Below are 16,369 nucleotides of genomic sequence, written 5' to 3'. Positions count from 1 at the left end.
TTTTCTTCCCTCTCTGAAAACCGTAAACATCATTCATGTCCTTTTCATCGCATATATTGACTCATATAAAAAAACACATCCATCCCTCGCAAGGGACGAATGTGTTAAAATTCGTGGTTCCACCCAAATTCCCAACAAACATACATGTTCGTCGGCTCGGTGCTGTAACGCAGCATGACGGTATCAGATACTTAATTTCCCCGATACGGCTCAAAGGCGGTAAGCTGCTTTCTCTGCGTTAGGAAGGTTTCAGCTGATCCTTCCCTCTCTGGAAACCGTAAAAAGCATCTCGTGTCCTTATCAGTGCCTGTTTGAATAATTTCATATATCTTACTATATATTCCTTGAAAAGACAATGGACGATTTTAAGATGATGCGGAAGCGGACGTTTCTTTATGAAAAGTCAGAAACCGCCACACAAGGAATGCGGCCAGACTGTATGCCGCGCCCATCATCAAAAACGTAAACCCAGCTCCGGTGTACCAAGTGGCGGACAGATGAATGACCACTCCGGAAACCGCTACGCCAACCAATGCCCCGATTTGCCGGTTGGCATTTAAAGCTGCTCCTGCGATATTGGCATGCTCCTGTCCCGCTGTCTTCATAATCACAGCCGTCATGGCAGGAACCGTAATGCCAACACCAAGATTCATGGCAGATGTCAGAACCGCAAGCTGCCAGTAAGGCAAATCCGGAGAAACCATGACAAATAACAGCAATGCCATGATGCAGCTGACAGCCATTGAAACAAACATAAGAAGCCCCGCTTCAAAACGGTTCGCCAGCCGGGCAAACAGCAGATTTCCGACCACAAAGACAGCCATCATCGGCAATAGTTCGACTCCCGCTAAAAAGGAACTTGCGCCTCTTGCTTCCTGCAAAAATAGACTTAGCATAAACATACCGCCGAAAAGAGCAAAATTCAGCAAAAACCCAACGAACTGCGCTGCCGAGAAACGTCCATTCTTATATAATGACGCAGGAAGAATAGATGTTGCCGAAAAAATTTCTCTCAGAAGAAAAAGCACAAACGCCAAAACCGCCGCAGCGAAAGCACCGAGAATGGTGAGCGAACTCCAGCCTATTGAAGCGCCCTGTATCAGCGCAAATGAAAGAAATCCGAGAGCCGCCATTCCAAGCAGATGCCCTGTGATATTCACCCGGCTGCCATTTCCCGGGAAACTGCTGAGCGTTCGATAGGCGCAAATAAGCGCCGCAACCCCTAATGGCACATTGATCAGAAAAATACTCTGCCACCCTGCGGCATTCACCAGAACACCGCCGATAAAAGGCCCCAGTCCGGAGGCGGCGGAGACGAGAGCGGCCCACAAGCCAAACATTTTGGCCCGCACCCGTTCATCGGGGTAAGAGGCAGCCAAAAGGCTGAGTGAACTCGGCATAAACAAAGCCGCGCCAAGTCCCTGCAACAGTCGACCTGCGATCAGCATTTGGCCATTTGCTGCTACAGCGCATAGACATGAGGCAAGAACAAAAACGCCCAAACCCAGCATATAAATGGTCTTTGAGCCGTAACGGTCAGCCAGCGCACCGCCGGCCAGCAGAAGCGAAGCAAATGTAAGCATGTACCCGTCTACAACCCACGTCACACCTGAAATTGAAAGGGAAAGAACGTTTTTCATATCAGCAATTGCAACATTCACCACGGTCACATCAAGCGTAGCCATCAGAAAACCGAGAGCGAGCACGATTAACACTGAGATGCCTGTTGATCCTGATTGATGTAAAGGCCCGCTGTTTTTCATTGCCATTGCCCTTTCAGCTGATGATGTATCCAATCATCGATTTTTTCGAGGTCATAAAGTTTACCGATTCTGTTCATGACACCCTGCAAGGTTTCTTCCTTCATGAGCGAAGACCATTTATCCTCAATATCCCCCATTACCGTCTCCAGCACACAGGGATCTCCGCTCTCAAATACAGATGGCAAAAGGCCTTTTCCTTGATACATGGAGCCTCTTCCTTCAACAGCTTGATAGACATCATAGAGGGTAATATCCGTCAATGGCTTCGTAATCGTAAAGCCTCCCTTCGTACCTGGTATAGACTCAGCCAAACCAGCCTGCACCAAAGTTCTCATCAGCTTTTTCAGATATGACGGAGACATGTGCAAGCGCTGGCTGATCGCCTCTGATGTTAAAGAAGCCTGCACGGGCAGCCGTGACAGTAACAAAAGCACAGAAACTCCCTGCTCCATTCCCGATTTCATTTTCATTATGTTCCCTCCCGGTTCATTATGGATAACTATTATCCACAATAGATCCATTAGCAGGTTTTGTCAATAAAAAAAGCAAAAGAAACGATTCATTTCTTTTGCTTGATATGGTTAACAAATCTGCTTCAGCTCTTCTATGTATTGAAGCGCTTCGTCATATTCTTCATTGGTATACTTTTGCTTGCTTTTGATGGTAAATACCTTCTCTTTCTTTTCCTCAGCCTCAAGCCCGTCAAAGTAAAGAATCGTGGAGACCAGCTCTAAAAACCGAGATGAACGGTTGTTTACACTGTCAATATAGTGCTTGATATCAGGCATATCAAGATCGGCGTGGTCTAAAAACGCGGAGCCCGTCTCTGTCAGCGAATAACGGTATTGAAAGTAGCCGCCCTTTTTTTCCTTTACCTCATGCAGGAATCCAAGGTTGCACAGCTCTTCAATTTGGAGCGTCAGTTCCTCCGAATACGGCCCGTAAAAGTGAAAATCATATTTCTCATAGAAAGGAAACTGCATTTTCTTCGCAATATAAATCATTTTTTGCAGCTTCTTTCGCCCGATGATTTCTCCAGAATCCGAGAACACCTTCATCAGTTTTGCATGTTCTTTCAACAAATTCCCGACATCTCCTTTTTCCTTCTTTACCAATTTCTATGTCAGTCCCAGCAGCTGCCGGATTTTCATTTTCGCTTCCGGGTGTTCAGAGCCGTCATAAATCAGGTCCTTCGGATAGTACAGCTTGTGGTCCGTCCGCCGCTTACCGGAGATGGATTCCACAATGGCCGACTGTCTGGACAGCTCTTTGATTTGACCGTTTTGCGTCAAGAGATGGATCGGCAAACGCTCCTCTTCCTCTCCTGGACGGTAAAAATCGTATGGCAGATCTGAAGAAGAATCCACGACCAAATAATAGCTCGGATCGATTCCAGCCTCTTTGAATAATGAGGTCAGCTCAAAATAGGCCGACATCTCTTCATTCGGATTAAATTCAACGTATTGGAACAGCTGGCGGTTAATGAATCTGCGGCACAAATCGGATAAAATCGGGTCTTCTTCATCCTCCCATGCCTGGAAATAATACAAAATAATAGATTCATCCAGCCTCAAATAATCCTCCAGCGTCAGTTTCCCTTCAAAAATAGAATAGAAATGAACCGGAGCATGTGTGAACACATAACCTTCATCATGGAGCTGCTTCGCTCTGTGGAGAATCTTCGTTAAAATAACCTCCGCACTTCTCGTCACAGGGTGGAAATAGACCTGCCAGTACATTTGGTAGCGGCTCATAATATAGTCTTCTACAGCGTGCATTCCGCTTTGTTTAATGACGATTTGATCCTCACGCGGGCGCATCACCCGGAGAATCCGCTCCATGTCAAAATGGCCGTAGCTGACGCCCGTATAGTAAGCGTCGCGCTGCAGATAATCCATGCGGTCCGCGTCAATCTGACTCGAAATCAGGCTGACCACTTGTTTGTTTTTATATGTTTTGGCAATGACTTCAGCAACATCCTGCGGGAAACGCGGGCTCACCTTTCTGAGCACCTGATTAACCTCTGTGTCTCCCAAAATGATATCTCTTGTAAAATCTTCGTGGTCAAGATGAAAGACTTTTTCAAATGAATGCGAGAACGGCCCGTGCCCGAGATCATGAAGCAGCGCCGCGGACAAGCAGAGTTCGCGCTCACTGTCATCCCATTCAGGACGGCCTTTAAAGACATCATCAACCATTCTCCTGACAATTTCGTAGACACCGAGAGAATGGTTGAACCGGCTGTGCTCAGCGCCATGGAACGTCAAATACGTCGTGCCGAGCTGCTTGATTCTGCGGAGACGCTGAAATTCGCGGGTTCCGATCAGATCCCATATCAGCTTGTCCCGTACATGAACATAGCGGTGCACCGGATCTTTAAACACTTTTTCTTCTGATAATTTTCCATTTGGATACGCCATCGTCATTCCCTCTTTTTTTTAGCCGTGATTCTATTATATCGACTCTATTCTTTGAAAACATCCTTGAATTTGTCCGGCGATTTGTTCCATCTTTCCGAAAATCACATGATGTGAAGCAAAAAAGCCTGACCAGAGGGCCGAGGCTATGAAAAAATATGTTTTTACTTTTTTAATTTCTTTTTCACTTTGTCAATCAGCTCATCCTCTGTCGGAGCTGACAGCGGGCGATTGTTTACAAAAGCAAACGATTTTTTCCGTCCGGGCCCGCAATAAGATTGGCACCCTACCTCAACCTTTGCGTCCGGGTCTACTTCTTTTAAACGCGGCAGCAATGTTTTGATATTAGTGGCTTGGCAATCATCACACACTCGAAATTCATTAGCCATGACGTACGCTTCCCTTCATTTCTATGTTCATCTATGTTTTAAACCTAAAATCGCTTTGTCGAAAAAATCACATCACTCCTCATTGTACAAGGATTCGACTGTTCCTGCAAGCCGCTTCAGCCTCCGTATCTCCTATTCTTCCAGCCAATTTGTATAAATATTTTCCAATCTGGACATTCTAATATCATGAAAAGAAAAATGGGAGTTGAGATAAATGACAAAACAGCGCCAGGACGCTTGGTCAGAAGAAAATGATTTGCTTTTAGCCGAAACCGTGCTTCGGCATGTAAGAGAAGGCAGCACTCAGCTGAATGCCTTTGAAGAGGTCGGCGATAAATTAAATCGGACGTCCGCAGCCTGCGGATTCAGATGGAACGCGGTGGTGCGCCATCAATATGAAAAAGCGCTTCAGCTTGCAAAAAAACAGCGAAAACAGCGCATGAGAGCCCTCGGAAACGGGCAGCCAGCGAAGAAAAGACTGCTATATCAGCCTCCTGCGGTTGATCCCGAAACAATTCAAGAAACTGCAGTGCAGGAGGAGCAGGTGAAACCTGAAACCCCGACTGCCGAAAATGAGAAGCAGGCTTTGATGTCAGGCGAGCACATGCCTTTTGTGGATGACAGCTTTAAGGAAGAGTTAGCTAGTCTATCACACTTATTGTCTCCTCAAACGTCTGCGCCTGAGATGACGATGAATGATGTCATCAGATTCCTGCAGAATTACGAAGGCAATCATGAGCAATCCTCAGCTTTAAAAATGGAAAATGAGCGTTTAAAGAAAGAAAATCAAGAATTACAAAGCAAAACAGAACAGCTGGAAGCAGAAGTTCAAAAACTTGAAAAAGATCAAAAAACGATCCAGGAAGATTATGAAACCTTGGTAAAAATCATGAATAGAGCCAGAAAACTAGTTTTATTTGAAGATGATGAACATGCCTCTCCGTCCTTCAAAATGGACCGGAACGGAAATTTAGAAAAAATGGCGGAATAGCTTTTAAAAACCCCAAAACGATGTCCTGTTTTGGGGTTTTGCCATTAAAAAATCCCCTTTTTCTTTTAGAAAAGAGGATTTTCTGTTTTTGCGGCGGCTCCGTTATTCTTGTAAAATGAGCCCAAGCTTATGCTAATCTATTAAGACACATGAGCCGCTTCAGCTGGCTTTTGCTTGCGAGGCGCCCCTGAAATGACCAGAAGCCCTAACATCATCAGCACGATGCCGAGCCATGAGGAAAGAGAAAGCATTTCACCTATGAAAAACACGCCCAGCAATGAGGCGGTCAGCGGCTCAGCCAGGGACAGTGTAACCGCTGCCGAAGCCGGAACGCCGGTGAGCCCTTTTGCAAACAAAAAGTAGGCCGCGCATGTCGCAATTACCCCGATATAAAGGCTCGTTCCCCATCCTTTTGGGGTCAGCATCCAAGAGAGATCCGACTGCCACAATAGCGGCATCAGCAATATGGCGCTGAGCATAAAGACAACAGCTGAGGTAGCTCTCGGCGGCTGTGTTTTCATCATTGATTTACTGATCAAGGTATAACCCGCAAAAGATGCACCTGCTCCAATCGCCATGAGAACCCCTGACACATCAATCCGAACATTGGAGCCGTCTGAAAACAGGAGCCAGCATCCCGCCAAAGCCAATACAGTTGCAATCCACCAGGAATTTCGCGGACGTTTTTTCAAAACGGCCCACTCTAAGCTCCCGGCAATAATAGGCGCACTGCCGATGGCAATCACTGTCCCAACCGCAATCCCTGTTTCTTTTACGGCGGTGAAAAAAAGCGGCTGATAACAGGCCATACAAATCGCTGCTAAAAACACGGGCGGCCAAGACCAATTTTTCACGTGAAGCTCTCGGCTGATCCAGACCACAAGAAGCATGGCGCTGCCGCCTACCAATAATCTGACCGCTCCGAATGCCAGCGGAGTGGCGCTTTCTGGAGCCAGCGCCTGAACAGTGCCGGTTGTTCCCCAGAAAAAAGCCGCGATCAGCACAAACAGGCTGTAAACATTCCCTTTCATTTGCCTCTCCCCTTTGTATGCAGATGCTGCTGTTATTTTATCGCTTTTTTTGCTGTAATTGTTTTCTGTTTATAAGAAAGATTTATCTGAAAACAAGATGATAGGCGAAAAAAAAGCATGCCAGCCGTATCGGCTGACATGCAAATGGCGTTCATCCAAACACCTTTTCATTCCGTTCTGCCATCCGGACAAGATTTTTCTCAAATTCCAATTCCTCGTCAATGGACAGTCCGGCTGAGTAGAGGTGGGTGCTTAACGCTTTTAATTCCGTAAGCAAAGCAAGCATTAAATCCTGTACGGAGATATCGGTATGCAGAAGCTCACTTAACGATGCCATGGTTTCCGGACGTATATCCGGGTAGACGCCTTTTTTGTCGTTCTGTTTATCCTTCAGGGCGGCTTGATAGAATCGTCTGATCAGATCTGCCCTCTCGCTGCCGCTTTTATCTGCACAGAGATAAATTTGAACGGCTGCACCGCCGCGAAGACGTCTTTGAGAAATGCCGGCGAACTTTTTGCCGTCAATGCTGAGATCATAGCTGCCTGGACAATAGGAGCCCTCAATTTCATAGGCTTCAATCTTTGCCCCGTACGGCTTAAGCATCCGTTTCATCAGTTCCACCATTGCTTCGTATCCTCTGTCTATATCGATGCCCTTCTTTTGGTCCTCGAATATGAGAGAAATATTTAAAACGCCTTCATCCAAAACAACAGCAAGACCGCCGGAATTGCGGACGATGACGCGGTATCCCTCATTTTCGAGCAGGGCAATGCCGTCCTGCAAAAACGGGAGCCGCGTATCCTGAATACCGAGGACAATCGTGTCGTGGTGCACCCAAGAGCGTGCTGTCGCCGGCGACACGCCTTTTCCTACAGAGGCGCACAACGTATCGTCCATAGCGAAGGATTGCTTCGCGTCAAATAAAGGGCCGAGACTGGATTGGTCAATGACTCTCCATGTCGGCTGCATCAGTAAATCAATCGGTTGGTTTGCCATCTATGTAAAACCCTTTCATGTTAGGCTTATGAACGAAACCTATTATATCATTTCAGCCGTGATGATTGAAAATTGCTTTTCAGCATCGTAATGAAAATTTCTTTATTTTTTGTATTCTCCATGAGAGGAGAATGAATATAAGACAGCTTGCGCTTTAATGAGAAATTTTTAATGTGGAGAATTGAAATGTCACGGTGGATCAAATCCTTATGCAGCACGCTTCTTGATAAGACCGATAAACCCATGCCGCTGATCACCGCTTCTTTTACCCCTTGATTGCTGCTGATGGTGAACATCGACTTCGGCCGCAGTCCGTTCGAGCTGAGCACATGATCGAGATATTCCCTTGTGCCGGAGCCTTTTTCCCTTGTCACCCACGCTTCATTTTGCAAATTCCTGATTGAAATGTCTCTTTTTCCGGCAAGCGGATGCTGGTTTGGCGCTGCGATGCACATTTCATCCTCCATAAACGGTTCAATTTCCAGTTCATTCTCGTCCGTATGTCCTTCAATCAGCCCGATATCAGCCTGAAGCATTCGGACACGTTCGCTTACCTCCTTTGTATTGCCAATCATGACGTCCAGATTCAGCTCAGGATACAGCTTTTGCAGCTGGGCAAGAAGCGGCGGAAGAATATACTCTCCGATTGTAAAACTGGCGGCTATTTTCAATTCACCTTTTACATAATGATGGTGCGCGTAAATTTCAGCCTTGGCCTGCTCGTAGAGAAATACCATTTGCTTTGCCCTTTGATACAAAATGTCCCCTGTCGGTGTTGTCGTAAAATGCTTCGGCGACCGATTCAGCAGAGCCGTTTGAAATTCTTTTTCAAGATTTTTAATATGCAGACTGACGCTAGGCTGGGAAATCATCAGCTTTTCTGCTGCTTTTGTGAAGTTTTTTTCTTCCACCACCGCGATAAAGGTTTTCAGCACGTCGTAATACAAAGGCCCCACCCCTGTCATGAATAAGATTTATAATGATGATCAGTTTTCTTTATTTTACTCATATCATCTGTCCTGGTAAAGAAGGCGCAAAAAAAGCAGCCCTCTGCGAGAGAGCTGCCATCGCTTTTCTTACAGTGCTTGTGCCGCTGTAATTAATGCAAGATTGTAAACATCTTCAGCGTTACAACCTCTTGAAAGATCGTTAACAGGCATATTTAAGCCTTGCAGGATTGGTCCTACAGCTTCAAAGTTGCCTAAACGCTGAGCAATTTTGTAGCCGATGTTTCCTGCTTCCAAGCTTGGGAATACGAATACGTTCGCGTCTCCTTTGATCTCGGAATCCGGCGCTTTTTTCTCAGCTACAGATGGAACGAATGCAGCGTCAAATTGGAATTCGCCGTCAAGCGTTAATTCAGGCGCTTTTTCTTTCGCGATTTTCACAGCATCCGCTACTTTTTCTGTTTCATCAGATTTTGCTGAGCCTTTTGTAGAGAAGCTGAGCATTGCTACGCGAGGATCAATGTCGAACATTTTTGCCGTATTGGCGCTTTCGATTGCGATTTCCGCAAGATCTTGGCTGTCAGGTGCAATGTTGATCGCGCAATCTGCGAATACGTACTGCTCATCGCCGCGTGCCATGATGAAGACGCCTGAAGTCTTTTTCACGCCTTCTTTTGTTTTGATGATTTGAAGAGCCGGACGGACAGTGTCGGCAGTTGAATGAGCCGCTCCGCTCACAAGACCCGCTGCAAGGCCTTTGTACACAAGCATTGTGCCGAAGTAGTTCTCGTCTAAGAGCGCTTTTCGAGCCTGTTCTTCTGTTGCTTTGCCTTTGCGGCGTTCCACGAATGCCTGTACAAGATCTTCCATGCCTTCATATGTATGAGGATCATAAATATCAACGCCGTCAAGCGTCACATTCAGTTCTTTTGCTTTTGCTTGGATCTCATTTTCATTGCCGATCACAATTGGATTCAGCACTTTATTTTCTGCAAGCTTGCTGACCGCAACTAAAATACGTTCGTCCAAGCCTTCAGGAAATACAATTTTAACGCCTTTTCCAGCTACTTTTTCTTGCACTGTTGAAAATAAATCTGCCACAATAAACCCTCCTCAAAAAGTTACAAAAACGCTTTCTTTTACTAGCATACTCTTCTTCCAGTCAAATTCAAACAGCCAACTTTTATTATAGCGCTTTCATCAAAAAATCTTATTTTTCTAACTAATTTAAGCAACTGATTCTTTCCTTATATATTCTCTTATTTTTGAGGAGATATACGAATCGGATGTTCAAGGTTTCTCCACAGTAGAATCGGATAAACTATGATATAGTGAAGGCATTAACGAAAAGATAATAGGAGTGAAGATAAATGAGTGAACAGCAAATGACAAATGAAGCGGCAAAAACGCTGGACGGCTGGTATGCGCTTCATGATTTCCGCACAATGGACTGGACTTCCTGGAAGCTGCTGTCCAGTGATGAGCGCCAGTCTATCATTCATGAATTTACAGGATTGCTTGAAAAATGGGGAGTCGCCCAAAAAGAAGGGAAAGGCTCACAAACCCTTTACAGCATTGTTGGCCAAAAAGCTGATTTTATGCTGATGATTCTTCGCCCTACAATGGAAGAATTAAATGAAATTGAGCTCGAATTCAACAAATCAAGACTTGCTGAGTTCACCATTCCGGCTTACTCCTACGTGTCAGTTGTTGAACTGAGCAACTATTTGGCGAGCGGCGACGGCGACCCGTATGAAAATCCGCATGTACGTGCGCGCCTTTACCCTGAACTGCCGGAATCAAAATATGTATGCTTCTATCCAATGGATAAAAGAAGATCCGGCAATGACAACTGGTACATGCTTTCTATGGAAGAACGAAGAAACTTGATGAGAAGCCACGGCTTAATCGGACGCAGCTATGCTGGCAAAGTGAAACAGATCATCACAGGTTCAGTCGGCTTTGACGATTACGAATGGGGAGTTACGCTGTTCAGTGATGATGTGCTTCAATTCAAAAAGCTTGTATATGAAATGCGTTTTGACGAAGTCAGCGCGCGCTACGGCGAATTTGGCTCGTTCTTTGTGGGCAACCGCCTTTCGCTTGATACACTTCCTCAATTCCTATATGTATAATTTCTCCTCCCGCCGCAGCTGGCGGGAGTTTTTCGATTCCTCTTTGTCAGAATTTAAATAAAATTTGCTATTTTATCCGTTTTTTTTTACGATGTAGATAATAATCCAATTTTTTCAAAGGGGTGCAGTTATTTGTCAAAACGAACCGCATTTATTATGGGAGCCAGTCAAGGGATCGGAAAAGCAATTGCTCTAAAATTAGCAGACCAGCATTTTACCGTCGTCATCAATTCGCGAGTCTTGGACAATATTGAATCTGTCAAAGAAGACATTTTGGCCAAGCATCCTGAAGCGAGTGTCATTGTCCTTGCGGGTGATATGTCTGACCAGCAAACGAGAGAGGAGATTTTTAAAGAAATTGAATCTCAATGCGGACGGCTTGATGTTCTGATTAATAATATCCCGGGCGGCGCGCCTGACACATTTGATAACTGTAATATAGAGGATATGACGGCCACGTTCACACAGAAAACCGTTGCCTATATTGACGCTATCAAGCATGCCGCCTCTCTGATGAAACAAAACGAGTTTGGCAGAATCATCAACATTGTCGGAAATCTGTGGAAAGAACCCGGCGCCAATATGTTTACAAACAGCATGATGAATGCCGCTTTAATTAACGCCAGTAAAAATATTTCCATTCAGCTTGCTCCTCACAATATTACTGTCAACTGCCTGAATCCTGGTTTTATCGCTACAGACCGTTACCATCAATTTGTGAAGAATGTGATGGAAAAGAACAGCATATCCAAACAAGAAGCCGTAGAACAGATTGCTTCTGGCATCCCGATGAAACGGGTCGGATCAGCCGAAGAAACCGCAGCGCTCGCCGCGTTTCTCGCTTCCGAGGAAGCCTCCTATATCACCGGGCAGCAAATTTCTGCTGACGGCGGCAGCATGAAAAGCATATAAAAAAATCCCGCTTTTTAGCGGGATACTTCTTCTAATGAGGCAAACGGCAGGTTCAGCTTTTGAATCCGCATGACAAATTCCCGCAGATCCTCCTGCTTCGATACCATTGATATTCTGACATGACGTTTTCCGTTGCTGCCGAAAATCTCGCCCGGCGTTACGACAACATGGGCCTGCTCCAGCAGGTAGTCAGAGAATTGATGAGAAGACTCAAACATTTTTGGAATTTCAGCCCATACATAAAATGTTCCTTTTGGTTTTTCTATCTTCCAGCCCAGTTCTTTTTCACATAGCTCCGTAAAAAAGTCAATCCGTTCCGCATAGATGCGTTTCAAGCGATCTGTTTGTTCCGGATCTCCAGACAGCGCCGCACTGGCCGCCTGCTGCAGTCCGCCGAACATGCCGACAAAGACGTGATCCTGAAATTCATTGACCGCTTGAATGATCTTTTCATTTCCGACGGCAAACGCCATTCTCCAGCCGGCCATGTTAAATGTTTTTGAAAACGAATAAAGCTCCGCGCCCACAGTTTTTGAGTCCTCCGCCTGCAGGAAGCTGGCCGGTTTTTTATCAAACTCAAATGCGCCGTACGCAAAGTCATGGATCAAATGAATCTGGTGCTCTTTTGCAAATGCGGCCGCTTTTGCATAAAAAGCCGCATCCGCCACAGCTCCCGTCGGGTTATTCGGATAGTTCAAAAACATCAGCTTCGCTTTTTGTAACACAGCGGGATCTATTTTCTCAAAGTCAGGCAGATAGCCGTTTTCTGCGTGCAGCGGCATTTCGTGCAGCTCTGCTCTTGCCATTGTAATACCCGAAAGGTATTCAGGGTAGCCCGGGTTCGGGACCAAAGCGATATCTCCCGGATTGAGCAGGCATTGTGTCAAAACATACAAGCCTGCTTTTCCCCCGCCAAAGAGCGCCACTTCTGTTTCAGGATTGATTGTCACTCCGTATTCTCTTTTATAGAAAGCGGCAATCGCTTCCTTCAGAAAGGGATAGCCTCTGAATGGCCCATACCCGTGGAAAGAAGGGTTCACAGCCGCCTCCTGCAATGCCTGCACGATATGCGGCGGAGTAGGAAGGTCAGGGTTCCCCTGTCCAAGATTAATGACTTGCGCCCCCGTTTTTTCCATTTCTTTTACCTTTTGAAAAACGAGAGAAAATTCTTGCCTTGGAAGTGTCTTGATGACGTCGGACGGTGTTATTTCCATCTGAAAGACTCCTTATAAGTGAATTTGCTCAGTTTTTTTATCCCGTTCCAAAAAAGACTTGTTCACCAGCTTTGTATGCAAAAACAAACCGCTTACCATGATAACAATCAGCCCCATGATGACAGGAGCCTCTAACACGTTGATAAGCATGGAACCTATCGAAATGCACAAGCCAATGGACGCTTCAGCCACCGAAAAAATACGCCCTTGAATCTGGTTCGCCGCGTTTTCCTGAACTTTAACCTTTGCAAGCACTTCCCCATATTCCATGGCGATGAAAAAGAGAATGGCAGCAATGACAGATACAGCGAAAATGGGCGTGAATAAAAACAGCGCCAGCGAGACGATTGATAAAATGGTAAAGTACATCAAGCCTTTATTGTTGTTAAAGCCCCACTTGCTGACAAGCGCCGCTCCGATGAAACCGCCGAAGCCGATGCAGAAGGTAAGGATAAAGTTGCCGATCTCCCCGTCACCCAAAAAGCGGCTGACAATCGGAAAATAGCTGTACACGATCCCCCAAAGCATTGCCATCGTAATCATCGTAAACATGGCGTTTAACACGAATGAATTGGTTTTGATTTCCTTCAGCCCTTCTTTAAAAGACTGAAAGGCTTCTTTTATATTTTCAGACTGAATCGGGACAAATTGCAGCTTAATTCGCCTGATAAAAAACGCTGAAACCAGGTATGTCACACCGTTAAAGGCAACAGCCATCTCTACAGACCCGGCTAACAGGAATAACCCTCCGGCGGCCGCCCCGACAATGATAGAAATGGTCGTGGCTTTAGCGAATAAGGTATTGATATTTTTAATATCTGATTCCAGAGAAGACATGACCGCGAGACGCGCCGGATTAAAAAATACGCCGCTCCCGTAAGAGACAAACAGCAGGGCCAGAAAAACCAGCGGATACTCGCCTTTTGGGAGAAAGGTGAGCCCCAAAAAGATGATGCCCCTGATGACATCCGTCCACAGCATAATTTTAATTCTGTCCAATCGGTCAACGAGCACCCCTAAAAACGGCTGAAACACCATCGGAATGCTTCTGACCGCAATGACTCCCGACGTCACCCAATAATCGTGATAATATGTAGACAAAATGAGCAGGGCCGGGAGAACACAATAGTCTCCCATAAACGAAAGCGCCTGCCCGTAAAGCAAGTATTTAGAATTTGGCTTTAACTGTTTCATACCGGCAGCACATACTTCGCAGTCAGCTTTGCATGCTGCTGGATGTGTTTAATTGAATCGGCTACATCCTGGGAATTGCTTCCTTTCAGTTCAAATGCGGCAATGGAATTGAAGGCTTCAAAAAGGCGCAAATCAACAGACGTACCTGGTGCCGCAGCCGAGAAAGAAACAAGTTCCGTATCTCCTTTCAGCAGCCCATCCGGAATGTTGATGGATTCAATGATCATATCCTCCGCCGCTTCAGGAAGCTGCCCGTTTTGTTTGAAATGCTCCGGGTACAAATGACAGTCGGCGATATAGCAAGGTTCTTGCTCCAGCAATCCATCCGGAAGATCGGCGTCTTTTCCGAAACAGAGAACATCCAGCAATAATTGCGCCATGTCGACGCCGAAGACCTTTTTAATATTCGGAATCATATTCCATCCGGCGAACCTGGCCGCAGACTCTATTAAACCGGCTTCTCTATTTTTCATTAACTTGATTTCTGTATGTGTCGCGCAGTTTTCCAGCCCAAGCCCTTCATTTGCTTTTTTGGCCGCTTCAATAATGATCTTTTTCGCTTCATCATCCAAGATGGACGGCGTGATATGCGAGGTTTCCGTAAATCCGATTTGCGGTGTTTTGTCATGAATCGCGACTGGAAAATATTCTCCATCCGCCATGATCCCTTCTATGCTGATATAGTCGGAGTATCCCTCGGTTTGATACCAGTCCGGGTATTCTCCCTGTAAAAATTCCTCCGCAATAAACGGGGCTTCAAACGTAACCGCCTTCGGCACATTAATGGATTTCAGGTAGTCATTCACTCTGTTAAACTCGGCTTCTGCTGTTTTGGTGTCCGTAATCAGCGTCACGCCGATTGAACTCGCCAAGTATGTCGGTTTTAAGATGAGCGGCGTGCCGATCTCTTTCAGCGCGGAGCGGAAATCTTCAAGGGTTGTGACCCGTTTGTTTTTGATTGTTTTGACCCCGGCTTTATTAAACGCTGCCCTCATTTTATTTTTATCTCTGGCATTTTCGGCAGCTTGTACACCCGCTCCTCTTAAGCCGAGACGTTTACAGGCTTTCGCCATCGGAGCGATGAATAATTCATTGTTTGTTGTGATGGCTTCCGCTCCAAACATTTCGGCAACCTTGACGATTTGCTCGACTACCTCTTCTTCGGGTTTGTCATGATCCTCATGCGCCCAGTAAATGGAATCGGGATGCTCGAAATCTGTGATACTCTGAAAATAATCTTTATCCTTTATGACCGCGACCGAGTATTTTTCAATAAGTGCCGCATGGGAAGCTGTAATGGCAAATGGTCTCGGAATAAAGCTGACCAGGTTATATTTTTCAGCAGCGCTTTGATAAAACATATGCGGCGGGCAGCCTCCAAGATCAGCGATAACCAAAACTGTTTTTCTCTCCATATGTAAAACACTCCTTCTCTCTCTATTGTGCGGTATATCCTCCGTCTGCGGTGATGGCGCTTCCGGTCATGTAGCTTGATAAATCAGAGGCTAAAAACAGCATAACGTTTGCTATTTCTTCAGGTTTTCCGAGTTTTAGCATCGGATTCACCTTCGCCTTTTCTTTCTTGATTTCTTCAAGTGTGCCTTCATTATTTTCCATAAAGGATTTCTCATTTAACGGCGTATCAATAATCCCCGGACATACACAATTAACGCGGATTTGATGTTTGGCGTAATCAACAGCCATTGACCTTGTCAGCTGCAACACGCCGCCTTTGCTGGCGTTATATGCCGGGATATCAGGCCATGCCACGACTCCGCCGACAGAGCACGTATTAATGATATTGCCCTTGCCGGCAGCCAGCATATGCTTGAGTGCGTGCTTGCTCATTAAAAACATGCCTGTCAGATTGACTTGGAGCACCTTATTCCAATCGCTCAGCTCCATCACATGAATAGGCGCCACGATTTCGATCCCCGCATTATTAATTAAAATATCTAATCCTCCGAATGTATTGATTGCCGATTGAACAGCGTGCTGGCAGGCAGCTTCGTCTGTTATATCTGTTTGCACAAAGTGCAGCCGGTCATTATTTTCTTGCCGGACCATGACTTCTCCCTGTGCTGCATCAATATCCGCCACAACCACATTTGCCTGCTGGTTCAAAAAAGCTTGAACCGCGGCATAGCCGATGCCTGATGCGCCTCCTGTTATGAGGACGGTTTTATCGATGAGGTTCATTATGATTCATCCGCCTTTATCTTTTTCGTTTTTGCTCTGTTGTAGCGCGGTGGAAAGAAGATGTTAATGGATTGAGATTCTTTTTCAGAACGGTTGATGGCACCGTGGTCTTCACGAGGTTCACAGAAATAGGCGGTGCCGAATGTCATATCCACTGTGCAGCCTTCAACGGTCATATCA

The 16,369-nt window shown here is 45.8% G+C and carries 17 protein-coding genes and 1 other annotated feature; of the genes, 3 read left to right on the top strand and 14 right to left on the bottom strand.

Annotated features, from left to right (window positions below):
• Positions 1-88: 88 nt before the first annotated feature.
• Positions 89-313 (bottom strand) — a binding site (T-box leader).
• A 52-nt stretch (positions 314-365) separates the two neighbouring features.
• From CJU60_RS01915 to CJU60_RS01895, 5 genes are all read right to left on the bottom strand, one after another.
• The gene (locus CJU60_RS01915; protein WP_095712782.1) at positions 366-1,763 is read right to left on the bottom strand and encodes an MFS transporter; all 1,398 of its coding nucleotides are present in this window, start codon (positions 1,761-1,763) and stop codon (positions 366-368) included.
• Entirely contained in the window at positions 1,760-2,233 is a 474-nt protein-coding gene (locus CJU60_RS01910; protein WP_095712781.1) for an Rrf2 family transcriptional regulator, read from the bottom strand. The genes CJU60_RS01915 and CJU60_RS01910 overlap by 4 nt, the downstream gene beginning before the upstream one ends.
• A gap of 111 nt (positions 2,234-2,344) precedes the next feature.
• Positions 2,345-2,845: a YwgA family protein gene (locus CJU60_RS01905; RefSeq protein WP_024123233.1), complete on the bottom strand. Its 501-nt coding sequence runs from the start codon at positions 2,843-2,845 to the stop codon at positions 2,345-2,347.
• A gap of 36 nt (positions 2,846-2,881) precedes the next feature.
• On the bottom strand, positions 2,882-4,183 hold the full coding sequence (locus CJU60_RS01900) for an HD domain-containing protein (protein ID WP_024123234.1): 1,302 nt from the start codon (positions 4,181-4,183) through the stop codon (positions 2,882-2,884).
• A gap of 161 nt (positions 4,184-4,344) precedes the next feature.
• Positions 4,345-4,569, bottom strand: coding sequence for a YuzB family protein (locus CJU60_RS01895; RefSeq protein ID WP_024123235.1), 225 nt, complete (start codon positions 4,567-4,569; stop codon positions 4,345-4,347).
• A 214-nt stretch (positions 4,570-4,783) separates the two neighbouring features.
• Here CJU60_RS01895 and zapB point away from each other — a divergent pair, with 214 nt between their 5' ends.
• Positions 4,784-5,560: a cell division protein ZapB gene (gene zapB / locus CJU60_RS01890; RefSeq protein ID WP_024123236.1), complete on the top strand. Its 777-nt coding sequence runs from the start codon at positions 4,784-4,786 to the stop codon at positions 5,558-5,560.
• Between the two features lie 140 nt (positions 5,561-5,700).
• Here the strand turns inward: zapB and CJU60_RS01885 are convergent, their stop codons facing one another.
• The 4 genes from CJU60_RS01885 to pta all read right to left on the bottom strand — a co-directional run bounded on the left by CJU60_RS01885 (position 5,701) and on the right by pta (position 9,636).
• On the bottom strand, positions 5,701-6,591 hold the full coding sequence (locus CJU60_RS01885) for a carboxylate/amino acid/amine transporter (RefSeq protein WP_095712780.1): 891 nt from the start codon (positions 6,589-6,591) through the stop codon (positions 5,701-5,703).
• Positions 6,592-6,742: 151 nt separating this feature from the next.
• Positions 6,743-7,588, bottom strand: coding sequence for an octanoyl-[GcvH]:protein N-octanoyltransferase (gene lipL / locus CJU60_RS01880; RefSeq protein ID WP_024123239.1), 846 nt, complete (start codon positions 7,586-7,588; stop codon positions 6,743-6,745).
• 47 nt (positions 7,589-7,635) lie between these two features.
• Complete coding sequence (gene cysL, locus CJU60_RS01875) at positions 7,636-8,535, bottom strand: cysJI operon transcriptional regulator CysL (RefSeq protein ID WP_095712779.1); 900 nt, start codon at positions 8,533-8,535, stop codon at positions 7,636-7,638.
• Positions 8,536-8,664: 129 nt separating this feature from the next.
• Positions 8,665-9,636 (bottom strand): phosphate acetyltransferase, encoded by a 972-nt coding sequence (gene pta, locus CJU60_RS01870; RefSeq protein WP_095712778.1) that lies wholly within the window; start codon positions 9,634-9,636, stop codon positions 8,665-8,667.
• Between the two features lie 269 nt (positions 9,637-9,905).
• Here pta and hemQ point away from each other — a divergent pair, with 269 nt between their 5' ends.
• Positions 9,906-10,670, top strand: a complete 765-nt coding sequence (gene hemQ, locus CJU60_RS01865) for a hydrogen peroxide-dependent heme synthase (protein ID WP_003235942.1) — start codon at positions 9,906-9,908, stop codon at positions 10,668-10,670.
• A 132-nt stretch (positions 10,671-10,802) separates the two neighbouring features.
• Positions 10,803-11,582, top strand: a complete 780-nt coding sequence (bacG, locus tag CJU60_RS01860) for an NADPH-dependent reductase BacG (protein WP_095712777.1) — start codon at positions 10,803-10,805, stop codon at positions 11,580-11,582.
• A gap of 14 nt (positions 11,583-11,596) precedes the next feature.
• On the opposite strand, the gene CJU60_RS01855 is transcribed toward bacG, so the two are convergent.
• From CJU60_RS01855 to CJU60_RS01835, 5 genes are all read right to left on the bottom strand, one after another.
• Positions 11,597-12,796, bottom strand: a complete 1,200-nt coding sequence (locus CJU60_RS01855; RefSeq protein WP_024123243.1) for a transaminase BacF — start codon at positions 12,794-12,796, stop codon at positions 11,597-11,599.
• 12 nt (positions 12,797-12,808) lie between these two features.
• Positions 12,809-13,990: a bacilysin exporter BacE gene (bacE, locus tag CJU60_RS01850; protein WP_024123244.1), complete on the bottom strand. Its 1,182-nt coding sequence runs from the start codon at positions 13,988-13,990 to the stop codon at positions 12,809-12,811.
• Positions 13,987-15,405 (bottom strand): alanine--anticapsin ligase, encoded by a 1,419-nt coding sequence (gene bacD / locus CJU60_RS01845; RefSeq protein ID WP_095712776.1) that lies wholly within the window; start codon positions 15,403-15,405, stop codon positions 13,987-13,989. The genes bacE and bacD overlap by 4 nt, the downstream gene beginning before the upstream one ends.
• 22 nt (positions 15,406-15,427) lie before the next feature.
• Complete coding sequence (gene bacC / locus CJU60_RS01840; RefSeq protein ID WP_141243752.1) at positions 15,428-16,189, bottom strand: dihydroanticapsin 7-dehydrogenase; 762 nt, start codon at positions 16,187-16,189, stop codon at positions 15,428-15,430.
• Positions 16,189-16,369, bottom strand: a 181-nt coding sequence (locus CJU60_RS01835) for a cupin domain-containing protein (RefSeq protein ID WP_141243751.1), incomplete at its 5' end; no start/stop codon positions are given. The genes bacC and CJU60_RS01835, both read right to left, overlap by 1 nt.

It is taken from the genome of Bacillus sp. 7705b, from assembly GCF_002289525.1.
Taxonomy (GTDB): domain Bacteria; phylum Bacillota; class Bacilli; order Bacillales; family Bacillaceae; genus Bacillus; species Bacillus halotolerans.
Note: the sequence above shows the minus strand (reverse complement) of the source record. Positions and strands in the feature narration are given on the sequence as shown.

Excerpts from the sequence above, each read along its gene's own strand:
- hemQ (WP_003235942.1), top strand. The coding sequence starts at position 9,906 with ATGAGTGAACAGCAAATGACAAATGAAGCGGCAAAAACGCTGGACGGC.
- bacE (WP_024123244.1), bottom strand. The coding sequence starts at position 13,990 with ATGAAACAGTTAAAGCCAAATTCTAAATACTTGCTTTACGGGCAGGCG.
- CJU60_RS01895 (WP_024123235.1), bottom strand. The coding sequence starts at position 4,569 with ATGGCTAATGAATTTCGAGTGTGTGATGATTGCCAAGCCACTAATATC.
- lipL (WP_024123239.1), bottom strand. The coding sequence starts at position 7,588 with ATGGCAAACCAACCGATTGATTTACTGATGCAGCCGACATGGAGAGTC.
- CJU60_RS01885 (WP_095712780.1), bottom strand. The coding sequence starts at position 6,591 with ATGAAAGGGAATGTTTACAGCCTGTTTGTGCTGATCGCGGCTTTTTTC.
- zapB (WP_024123236.1), top strand. The coding sequence starts at position 4,784 with ATGACAAAACAGCGCCAGGACGCTTGGTCAGAAGAAAATGATTTGCTT.
- CJU60_RS01855 (WP_024123243.1), bottom strand. The coding sequence starts at position 12,796 with ATGGAAATAACACCGTCCGACGTCATCAAGACACTTCCAAGGCAAGAA.
- CJU60_RS01900 (WP_024123234.1), bottom strand. The coding sequence starts at position 4,183 with ATGGCGTATCCAAATGGAAAATTATCAGAAGAAAAAGTGTTTAAAGAT.
- CJU60_RS01910 (WP_095712781.1), bottom strand. The coding sequence starts at position 2,233 with ATGAAAATGAAATCGGGAATGGAGCAGGGAGTTTCTGTGCTTTTGTTA.
- CJU60_RS01915 (WP_095712782.1), bottom strand. The coding sequence starts at position 1,763 with ATGAAAAACAGCGGGCCTTTACATCAATCAGGATCAACAGGCATCTCA.
- bacC (WP_141243752.1), bottom strand. The coding sequence starts at position 16,189 with ATGAACCTCATCGATAAAACCGTCCTCATAACAGGAGGCGCATCAGGC.
- bacD (WP_095712776.1), bottom strand. The coding sequence starts at position 15,405 with ATGGAGAGAAAAACAGTTTTGGTTATCGCTGATCTTGGAGGCTGCCCG.